Source organism: Rhodoblastus sp. (assembly GCF_041915505.1).
Taxonomy (GTDB): Bacteria; Pseudomonadota; Alphaproteobacteria; order Rhizobiales; family Beijerinckiaceae; genus Rhodoblastus.
In genome coordinates this window covers 1-10,083 of sequence record NZ_JAYSBG010000110.1, presented here as the reverse complement: position 1 = coordinate 10,083, position 10,083 = coordinate 1, and the positions used below count along the sequence as shown (strand labels likewise).

General features: G+C 62.8%; 10 protein-coding genes. 2 read left to right on the top strand and 8 right to left on the bottom strand.

Going from position 1 to position 10,083, the window contains the following annotated elements; all coding sequences use genetic code 11:
- Positions 1 to 60 precede the first annotated feature (60 nt).
- Together ffh and ACE3S9_RS08990 are read right to left on the bottom strand one after the other, a co-directional pair.
- Positions 61 to 1,671 (bottom strand): signal recognition particle protein, encoded by a 1,611-nt coding sequence (ffh, locus tag ACE3S9_RS08995; protein ID WP_374546111.1) that lies wholly within the window; start codon positions 1,669 to 1,671, stop codon positions 61 to 63.
- A gap of 289 nt (positions 1,672 to 1,960) precedes the next feature.
- A complete protein-coding gene (locus ACE3S9_RS08990; protein WP_374546110.1) occupies positions 1,961 to 2,356 on the bottom strand; it encodes an MAPEG family protein in 396 nt (131 codons plus the stop codon).
- A 268-nt stretch (positions 2,357 to 2,624) separates the two neighbouring features.
- Here ACE3S9_RS08990 and ACE3S9_RS08985 point away from each other — a divergent pair, with 268 nt between their 5' ends.
- Positions 2,625 to 4,319 carry an AMP-binding protein gene (locus ACE3S9_RS08985; protein WP_374546109.1) on the top strand — a complete coding sequence of 565 codons (1,695 nt, stop codon included), beginning with the start codon at positions 2,625 to 2,627 and terminating at the stop codon, positions 4,317 to 4,319.
- Complete coding sequence (locus tag ACE3S9_RS08980; RefSeq protein ID WP_374546108.1) at positions 4,316 to 4,975, top strand: methyltransferase; 660 nt, start codon at positions 4,316 to 4,318, stop codon at positions 4,973 to 4,975. Before ACE3S9_RS08985 ends, ACE3S9_RS08980 begins: the two co-directional genes overlap by 4 nt.
- Positions 4,976 to 4,988: 13 nt before the next feature.
- Here the strand turns inward: ACE3S9_RS08980 and ACE3S9_RS08975 are convergent, their stop codons facing one another.
- From ACE3S9_RS08975 to ACE3S9_RS08950, 6 genes are all read right to left on the bottom strand, one after another.
- Positions 4,989 to 5,453, bottom strand: a complete 465-nt coding sequence (locus ACE3S9_RS08975; RefSeq protein ID WP_374546107.1) for a MaoC family dehydratase — start codon at positions 5,451 to 5,453, stop codon at positions 4,989 to 4,991.
- Positions 5,454 to 5,633: 180 nt separating this feature from the next.
- Entirely contained in the window at positions 5,634 to 6,548 is a 915-nt protein-coding gene (locus tag ACE3S9_RS08970) for a TIGR01459 family HAD-type hydrolase (protein WP_374546106.1), read from the bottom strand.
- 98 nt (positions 6,549 to 6,646) lie between these two features.
- A complete protein-coding gene (locus tag ACE3S9_RS08965) occupies positions 6,647 to 6,802 on the bottom strand; it encodes a hypothetical protein (protein ID WP_374546105.1) in 156 nt (51 codons plus the stop codon).
- A 43-nt stretch (positions 6,803 to 6,845) separates the two neighbouring features.
- Entirely contained in the window at positions 6,846 to 8,288 is a 1,443-nt protein-coding gene (locus ACE3S9_RS08960; protein WP_374546104.1) for a pilus assembly protein TadG-related protein, read from the bottom strand.
- Between the two features lie 52 nt (positions 8,289 to 8,340).
- Positions 8,341 to 9,030, bottom strand: a complete 690-nt coding sequence (locus ACE3S9_RS08955) for a TadE/TadG family type IV pilus assembly protein (protein ID WP_374546103.1) — start codon at positions 9,028 to 9,030, stop codon at positions 8,341 to 8,343.
- A gap of 8 nt (positions 9,031 to 9,038) precedes the next feature.
- Positions 9,039 to 9,629 (bottom strand): TadE/TadG family type IV pilus assembly protein, encoded by a 591-nt coding sequence (locus tag ACE3S9_RS08950; RefSeq protein ID WP_374546102.1) that lies wholly within the window; start codon positions 9,627 to 9,629, stop codon positions 9,039 to 9,041.
- Between the last annotated feature and the right edge of the window lie 454 nt (positions 9,630 to 10,083).

Here is a 10,083-nt window from a genome sequence, read left to right as displayed (position 1 = left end):
AACGTGCAACAGCCGGCCCCTCTTCCGGCAGTTCCGCGCGGGTGTTCCGCGCGGCGAAACTCATTTTTTCTTGCCGAACGGGTTGAGGCCCGAAAGGCCGCCCAGTCCGGGCAGGCCCGAGGGCTTGCCGCCCAAGCCAGGCAGACCCGGCGCGGGACTTTTCAAGCCGCTCGGCGCGGGGCCTGGCAGGCCCGGAAGCTCGGTTTTCTTCGGCGCGAAGGCCCCGGGCGGCGGCGCGGACGGAATCCCCGCCCCCATCCCCGCTCCGCCGCCAAATTTCTGCTGAAGCTCGGCGATCTGCTCGGGCGAGGGCTGCGGCATGCCGCCGCCGAGGCCGAACATCTGCGCCATCTGCGCCATCGGCCCGCGTTTGGCGCCACCGAGCGATTTCATCATATCGGCCATGGTGCGGTGCTGCTTCAGCAGCTTGTTGACGTCCTCGACCTTCATCCCGGAGCCGGCGGCGATGCGCTTCTTGCGCGACGCCTTGAGGACGTCCGGGTTGCGGCGCTCCTGCGGGGTCATCGACAGGATGATGGCGCGCTGGCGGGCGATCGTCTTGCCGTCGACCTTGGCGGCGGCGAGCGCGTCCTTCATTTTGCCCATGCCGGGCAGCAGGCCCATGATGCCGCCAAGCCCGCCGAGCTTGTCGACCTGCGCGAGCTGGTCGGCGAGATCGTCGAGATCGAACTTGCCCTTGCGCATCTTGTCGGCGATGCGCTGCGCCTTTTCGGCGTCGATGGTCTCGGCGGCCTTCTCGACCAAGGCGACAATGTCGCCCATGCCGAGAATGCGGTTGGCGATGCGCTGCGGATGGAAATCATCCAGCGCGTCCATCTTTTCGCCGGTGCCGATCAGCTTGATCGGCTTGCCGGTGACGGCGCGCATCGAGAGGGCCGCGCCGCCGCGCCCGTCGCCGTCCGCGCGGGTCAGCACGATGCCGGTGATGCCGACGCGCTCGTCGAAGTTCTTGGCCAGATTGACCGCGTCCTGACCGGTCAGCGAATCCGCTACCAGCAGGATTTCATGCGGATTGGAGGCGGCCTTGATCTCGGCCATTTCCGCCATAAGCGGCTCGTCGATATGGGTGCGGCCGGCGGTGTCGAGCAGCACCACGTCGAAGCCTTGCAGGCGGGCGGCCTCTTCGGCGCGCTGGGCGATCTGCACCGGGGTCTGACCCGGCACGATGGGCAAGGTCGCGACATCGACCTGCCGCCCGAGCACGGCGAGCTGTTCCTGCGCGGCCGGACGCTTGACGTCGAGCGAGGCCATCAGCACGCGCTTCTTGAAGCGTTCGGTCAGCCGCTTGGCGATCTTGGCGGTGGTGGTGGTCTTGCCCGCGCCCTGCAGGCCGACCATCATGATCGCGACCGGCGGGGCGGCGTTGAGGTCGATCGGCTCGGCGTCGGAGCCCAGGGTCTCGATCAGGACGTCATTGACGATCTTGACGACCATCTGGCCTGGCGTGACCGATTTCAGCACTTCGGCGCCGACCGCCCGCGCGCGGGCCTTGTCCACGAAAGAGCGCACTACGTCGAGCGCCACATCCGCTTCGAGCAGCGCGCGGCGCACTTCGCGCATGGCGGCGCCGACGTCTTCCTCCGAGAGGGCGCCGCGCCGGGTCAGGCTGTCGAATATGCCGGAGAGCTTTTCGGAAAGGCCCTCGAACATGAAGAAATCCTTTTTTACTGACGCGAACCGCCTCCGCGGTTCGCGAACCCTCGCGTCAGCTCGGCGTCGCATTCGCTCCTAGCCCGCCCCGTTGGGGCGGGTGGACGTGCGGCCACCGGGCGCGCCTCTCCCGAATACGCCGTTCAAAGCAAAACGCGCCCGGGGGCGCGTCGCGCTGCCGGGCGTTGGCCTCCCGCGTCCCGCGCGGGTCGGCTGTCTGCTTTGTCGTCTCATCAAAGAGAGGCCGCGCTTCTAACCCCGCCGCGCGGAAAAGTCAATTTGCGCGGGCTCAATCGCCCATCGCCAGCCGCAGGACAATGTCCAGCGCCGTCCCGATCAGCAACACGGCCGCGGCGGTCGCCTGGACCGTAAAGCCGAATCCGCGCGTCTCCGGCGCGGCCACATAGGCCTGCTTGTAAAGATAGCGTCCGAAAATCCACACCGCGCCCAAAGCGGCCGCGCCGAGGTCGGAGACGTAAAAAGCGAACAGCCACAGGCAGGGAAGAAAGATGACCAGCCATTCCAGCGTGTTCATCTGCACCCGATAGATGCGCTCGAAATGCGCGTCGCCCGTGGTCGCCGGCGCCTTGACGCCATAACGCCCCCGCGCCTTGGCCACGTCATAGCCCAGCGAGGCGTAGAACAGCAGCGCGGCGAGGGTGATCAGGGCGGTGAAATAATACACGGGCGGCTCTCCCAGGGCGCAGGGCGCGGAAGGACCGCCCGAGGCCCGATTGGTGCTAGAATTGATTGTAATTCAACCGAATCGCAATCAATTTTAGCCTCTGTTGTTTTCGCAGCGTTTTCGGGAACGACCGGCGTCCGATTCCCGGCGCGTCGCGCTTGAACAGAGCATAGAAAACAAGATGATCGAACAGCATGGCTTGCCGGCGCCGAAGAATATCGTTCATAACTAAACCAATAACACGCAAAGCGGCAAGCGGAGGAAACGCATGACTTTATCCGACGAGGATTTGGCCGCCCGGCCCTGGATCGCCCATTATCCGCACGGCGTCCCGGCCGAGATCGCGGCCGACCGACCGGCCAATCTGGTGGCGCTGTGGCGGCGCAGCCGGTCGCTCTACGGCCCGCGCATGGCGCTGGAAAGCTTCGGCGCGCGGCTGACTTACGAGCAATTGGGCGTCGCGGCGGATCAGGTGACCGTCTGGCTGCAGGAGGCCGGCCTGGTCAAGGGCGACCGCGTCGCGATCATGGCGCCCAATGTCATGGCCTATCCCGCGATCCTGCTCGGCGCGCTGCAGGCGGGCGCGGTGATCGTCAATGTCAATCCGCTCTATACCGCCCGCGAGCTGGAGTTCCAGATCGTCGACGCGACGCCGCGCTTCCTGTTCGTGCTGGAGAATTTCGCCGCCACCGTCGCCTCCGTCGCCGACAGGCTGAAGCTGGAAAAGATCGTGCTGATCGCGCCGGGCGACCTGCTCCGCGGGGTGAAGGGGGCGCTGGTCAATTTCGTCTCGCGCAAGGTCAAGAAGGCGGTCCCACCCTTCCGCCTGCCTGATGCGCTGCCCTTTTCCGCCACATTGCGCGCCGCGCGGGGCCGCGCGCCGCGCGCGGTCAAGATCGGGCCGGACGATCTCGCGGTGCTGCAATATACCGGCGGCACCACCGGCACGGCCAAGGGCGCCATGCTGCTTCACCGCAATCTCATCGCCAATATCGAGCAGAGCGCGGCCTGGTTCGCGCCGCAGCTTTCCGCCGCCGGCCCGACCACCATGGTCACCGCCCTGCCGCTCTATCATATCTATGCGCTGACAGCCTGCTTCCTGTTCGAAATACGCGCGGGCGGCGCCTGCCTTCTGGTGGCCAATCCGCGCGATATTCCCGGCTTCGTCAAAATCCTGCGCGGCAGCCGGTTCCATATTTTCGCGGGCGTCAACACGCTCTACAACGTGCTGGCCGATCATCCGGACATCGCCAAGGTCGATTTCAGCCAGGTGATCTTCTGCATCGCCGGCGGCATGTCGATGCAGCCCGCCGTCGCCCGGAAATGGCGCCTGCTCACCGGCAAGGCGATCATCGAGGGCTATGGCCTGTCCGAGACCTCGCCGGTGCTGTGCGCCAATCCGCCGGATATCGAGGAATTTTCCGGCACGGTCGGCTATCCCCTGCCCTCCACAGAAATTTCCATCCGCGACGCCGAGGGCGAGCCGGTCCCGATGGGCGAATCCGGCGAGATCTGCGCGCGCGGGCCGCAGGTGATGGCCGGCTATTGGGACCGCCCGATGGCGACGGAAGCCGCCATGACCAAGGACGGCTTCTTCCGCACCGGCGATGTCGCCGTCATGCTGCCGGACGGCCAGGTCAAGATCGTCGACCGGCTGAAGGATGTGATCATCGTTTCCGGCTTCAACGTCTATCCGAACGAGGTCGAGGAAGTCCTGGTCGAACATCCCAAGGTCCGCGAGGCGGCGGTGATCGGCAAGCCAACCGCCGCGACGGGCGAGGAGGTGGTCGCCTTCATCGTGCCGCGCGAGGACGGGCTGACCGTGGAGGAGCTGCGCGCTTTTTGCCGCGAGCGCCTGACCGGCTATAAGGTGCCGCGCGAAATCCTGTTCCGCGCCGAATTGCCGAAATCCAATGTCGGCAAGGTTCTGCGCCGCAGTTTGAAGGACAGTCTGGGATCTTGACGCCAATTCTGGATCGGGAGGCGTTCATCCGCGCCCAGACGCGGCTGCTGCCGGTTCCGCACGCCCCGGAAATCACGCTTCATCTCGCCGACGAGGCGACCGAGCTCTGGCAAAAGACCGAGGAGGAACTGGGCGAGATCGGCCTGCCGCCGCCGTTCTGGGCCTTCGCCTGGGCCGGCGGACAGGCCCTGGCGCGCTATCTGCTCGATCATCCCGATCTGGTCGCCGGCAAGACGGTGCTGGATTTCGCCTCGGGCTCGGGCCTTGTCGCCATCGCCGCCGCCAAGGGCGGCGCGGCGCGCGCGGAAGGCTGCGACATCGACGTTTTCGCCGGCGCGGCCATGCGGCTCAACGCCGAAGCCAATGGCGTGACGATTCTGCCGCGCGTGGAAAATCTGATCGGCCGCGACGAGGGCTGGGACGTGGTGGTCGCCGGCGACGTCTCCTATGAGCGCGACATGGCGCGCGACGTCACCGACTGGCTGGAGGCCCTGAACAAACGCGGCGCCGAAGTGCTGATCGGCGACCCGGGCCGGACCTATCTCGCGCGCGAAAGACTGGAGGCGATCGCCGAATATCGCGTGCCGGTCACCCGCGCGCTGGAGGATTGCGAAATCAAACGCGCGCAGGTCTGGCGGTTCAGGAACGGCCGGTGAAACAAAACCCGTTTCAGCTTGCGGCCGCAGCCGGCGGGCGCTGGGCGGATTCGCGCGAGGGCACCATGACGATGGCCTCGCCGTCGAGCACGACCTTGCCGTCCACGGTGGCCTCGCAATGCATCTTGCAGCGGCGGCCCTTCTCGACCAGCTCCGTCACCTCGACCGAAATGGTCACCACGTCGCCGATCTTGACCGGGCCCTTGAAATTCAGGGTCTGATGCAGATAGACCGCGCCCGGGCCCGGCAGATACATGCCCAGCACCGCCGAAATCAGGCTGGCGGTATAGAGGCCGTGGGCGATGCGCTCGCCGAATCGGGTTTTTTTGGCGAAATGTTCCGACAGGTGGATCGGATTGCGATCGCCCGACAATTCGGCGAAACCGACGACATCCTCGTTCATGACTGTCTTCATCAGGGATTCGCGCATACCGACGCTGAGATCCTCGAAAAAATAGGTCTTGAACGGCTCGGACATGGTCGTTTCCCCGGATTGGTCTTGTCTGTGGCGCGACAGAACGGCGCCGTCGCGCAAAAGTCCATAGATCGTTAGAGCAGCGTGCGAAAAAGTGGACGCCGTTTTTCCGAAAAACCGCTGCTAAACAACGCAATCTAGAGTCTTTGGCGATTCGACAAAATCGCAATCGACTCTAGACGGTCACCAGACGAGGCTGCTCATCCGATAGACCGGCGTCAGGCCGTGGCTTTCCACGAACTGCTTATAGGCGTCGAGATCGATCGCGCCGGCTTCGGGCCCGTGCAGTTCGACCCGATGGATGCCCTGGGTGATCAGCACGCTGTCGAGCCCCATGGTCGCCGCCCCGGCTATGTCGGTATGGATGGCGTCGCCGATGGCGAGGATGCGGTCGATATCCAGCGGCTTGCCGCGCGCGCGCTCCAGCAGGCCGATCGCCATGCGATAGATCGGCGCATAGGGCTTGCCGGCCTGTTCGACGACGCCGCCGAGTTCTTCATAGCGTTCGGCCAGCGCCCCGGCGCAATAGACCAATTGCTCGCCGCGATAGACCACCAGATCCGGATTGGCGCAGATCATCGGCAGGTTTTTTTCGCGACAGGCGACGAGAACGGCCTCGTAATCGGCCGGCGTCTCGATTGTATCCTCGATGAGCCCAGTGCAGACGGCGAAGGCTGCCTGCTCCAGCGCCACGGGGTCGATCTCATGCGACGTAAGTTCGGCGGCGGCGGCATAGACCGGCCGGTCGCGATCCGGCCCGATATGATAGGGACGGCCGGGCGCGCGGGCGGCGATGGCCTCGGCGCAGACGTCGCCCGATGTGGCGATGGCGTCATAGCAATCGGCGCCGATGCCGAGCGAGGCCAGTTGCGCGGCCACCTCGCCCTTGGGGCGGGGGGCGTTGGTGATGAGGGTGACGGCCTTTCCGCGCCGGCGCAATTCGCGCAGAGCCTCGGCGGCAGGGGCGAAGGCGCGCTCGCCATTGTGCAGCACGCCCCAGATGTCGCACAGGACGGCGTCATAGCGGTCCTGGGCCTGGGCGAGACCGGTCAGGGCGATAGCGTCCGCCGACTCGCGATTTTTGGAATTCCCGGTCATGCCATGCGGCTAAAGGCGGAGGACGGACGAGTCAAGACAAAGTCGAACGGCGGAGGCCGTGGCCTCCGCCGCCGCTACGCCACCCCCCAGCGCGAAGCTCATTGGGTTCCATTGAGGATCAGACGGGGCGTCGAGGCGCCGGCGTTGATCTCGGTCCCAATGGTGGCGAAGGCCGTGGCCGCATCGCTGTTGGCGTTGACCGCCGTCAGCGGCGGCGTGGACGATAATGCCAGCGGTGACCGCGGCGATCTCATTGCAAAACAGAGCTGTTGACGGCGCCAGGTTGGCTCGGAAGCGTCAGTTGACGAGGCGCGGCGCCATTTGAAGCGCGTTATTGAACATGAGCTGAAGCGCGGCGGTAATATCCGCCGGCGAGTTCGCCGTATAGAACTGCCCAGCCGACGCGCAACTCTGCAAAGACGGCGGGATATTGGGGATGTTGTTGTTGGCGTAATCGTCTTCGTCGCCCGCGAAATTCTTGTTGGGATTTGGAATTACGGAGTAAGGGACATAGAGAATTGCGAGCGTGGCGCGTGTCTTGAGCGTCGTGCAATAGGATTGGGTCAGCACTGTCGCATGGTTCGATCCGGACCAGCTTCCGTTGGAATTGGTCATGGTCTGATTGTCCTGCGCTCCGTCGGTGATCAGGAAGACGAAGGGCAGCGTCGAAGTCGCGCTGGATCCGTCGTCATGCGTGGTCGGCACGGTCTGGTACATCTCGTTCAGGGCGTTGTTAATGTTTGTTCCGCCCGAGCCCATGTGGGTTTGATCCCAACTGCCGACGCCGGTGGAATTGCCGGTGTCGAGCTGGCTCGGCAGGCTGTTCGCTTTGGTCGTGACGACGCCGGTCAGATCGGTGGAGAGCGTCTGGAAATTGGCGTTGGTGTGAACGATGAAGGGGTAGAGCCCAACCCGGAACTGGTTGGACTTGCCCGTGATGGCTTCGGTGCTTTGTGCGGTGGCTAGCAATTTGCTGATCGCCACGCCGATCGCGTCGAGACGAAGCTGGATGCAGCTGGATGTCCCGGGTTGCTGGCAGATCGAATTGACGACGCCGCCGGCGCGGCTCTGGATGTAGCCCTGACAGGTGGTGGCTTGGCCCTGTTTGTTCTGGCACGCCTTGTATGTCGTGAAATGGCAGGCGAAGGTGCAGCCGGTCGGGTAGTTGTTGAGATCGTCGGCATTGATTTTTGCGAGCCGGGTCTGTTCGTCGGTGGTCGAGGGTATGCCCATCGACCCGGAGACGTCGAGCAGCATGTAGAAGTCGATGTAGAGCGGCATCTTCAGCGTGGAGCTGTTGCTGTTGGACACATTCCAGCTGGTGATGTTGAAAAGCTTTCCGAACGTCGTCGGCACGCTTGCCGTATAGGACGAAGTGGCCGTGACGTCCTGGCCATTGCGAACGACGACGACGGACAGGGTGTTTCCAACATCGGCCCCGTAGGAGCCGGCATTGGCCAGAAAGGCTTGTTTTCCCTGTGCTGCGCCATCAGCCTTCGCTGTATCGTCGCTGATCCCGGCTTGTTTATCCGCCAGGGTTTTCGCGATCGCGGCGACGGACGCCGCATCCAGCGAAGCGTTGAGGCGCGTCTTGGCGGCGAGGACGGACGTATAGTCGAGGGCCAGGCCGGCGATTCCGAACATCGGGATCGCGGCGAGCCCGACCAGGATCAAGACGTTGCCTTTGACGTCCTTGTGGAAGTCCCGCCATTTTTGGATGATGAAATTCTTGATGGCCATCAATTCATTTCCTTTTGGAAATTTGGCGTTTCCGGGCGCAAGGCGGCCGATGTCAGTAGCCTGTGCAAACCGTGGTCGCGCCGGGATCTCCAGTGATCGCAGAATATTTGATGTAGCTTGACGGCGGGACATTGCGCGGCTGCAGATAGGTCGTGCGATGGAATGTCCTGCTGGTGATGAGCGTGCTCATCAAGGACGGCGTGTAGGTGTAGGCGATGTCGACGACGACGACCGATCCGGTCGAGAAGGCGTCGGGCGGCAATGTCGTGTTTGACGGAGCGCTGGCGTCCGAGAGGCTCGGAGTCAGGTTCACCGTGCAGGGACGTTTGACGTCGCCCCAGGTCCAGGCGACCTGGGCGTTGTAGGCGCAGTTGGCGGTGCACGATGGGTTGACCTTGGTCATGACGACATTGCTGATCGTGATCGAAATGTCGCTGGTCCAAGCTTCTCCCTTGCTGGCGGAATCGGCCAGCACGAGGGGAAAGACGATCATGACGGAATCATGCGCCATTTGCAGGTCGCTGTAACTGATCGTACCCGGCGGGTTTGGCGCCTCCGAGACGATCTGCGCGACGGAATAGGAGGCCTGATCGAGGCGCCTCGATGCGGTGATTTCATTGCTGAGCTCGACCGAGCCGAGCAACAGGAAGATTAAAAAGGGCGCGACGAAAGCGAATTCGACGAGCGCCGTGGCGGATTCGTCGCGTTGCAGGCGACGGAGCTTTGCGGTGATTTCTGTCATGGCAATCGTCAGCATGTGGAATAGGTCGGCGACGGAAAGGGCTCGTTGCGGAACACCGCGGTGGAAAACAGGATGCGGACGGTTTTGCCGTTGAGGGTGGTGACGGGACCATTGCCGAAGACGCTTGAAATCAGCGGCAGGGGGTAGAGGATCTGGAGAATGACATAGGAACTGGTCGTGCCGAGGCAGAAGTTCGTCTTGGTATTGTCGAGCGTCGGCTGGAGCAGGCCGTTCGACGATGCATTGACATAATTGTAATAAGGCGTTGGCGACGCCGTTTCAGCGAAGTTGACGATATTGACGATGACGTTGCTGCACGAAAGCACTGCCGGCAGATTCGGACAGACGACATGCTGCGTGAAATATTGCTGTGTGACCGCCGCGCCGTTGACGCTCATGTTTTGTGCGGCGCCGGTGAAAATTTGCCGGGCGACGTTTTGTGCGGCGTTATCGAGCGCGGATTTCAGGTAGAGATCGACACCGGCCTCGGAGATCGCAAGAATCAGCATAAGCAGAGGGATGCTGATCATCGCGAATTCGACGGCTACGGCGCCCGTCCTCGCGTGGAGGAACCGCCGGGCGATGTTCGTTACAGTCATGGCATTTCCAATTTACACTGTTAAATGGCTTAATGGCGAACGTGATATTTTCAATGTTATCATGTTGCTATATTAATACGCATACTAGAAGTGAATTCCTTGTTTTTGATAAACGACATCATTCGAAGCGACCGTGAACGCCACGGCCGACGCCCTTCACCGTCGTCATGGAAACGGCCGATGATGCTTCGTAGAGACGCCCTTTCACGAGAAGTCCGGGTGATTGGACTCGCTCGGACAAAAACGCCCCTTTTTTCTCAAACGCCGTCGGGAGGCTCCAAGTAATATAATGGCGGGAGCATATGCCTGCATCGCTATGCTTTTGTTTTGGAGATTCGATAAAAATTTGCACAATAGTAGAAAGAGGAGCGTCAGCATTAATATCGCCTGAAGCTGACCTGTGGATTTTACAATCGATTCATTACGCAATTTTTAAGCATCGCATTTCTCGACC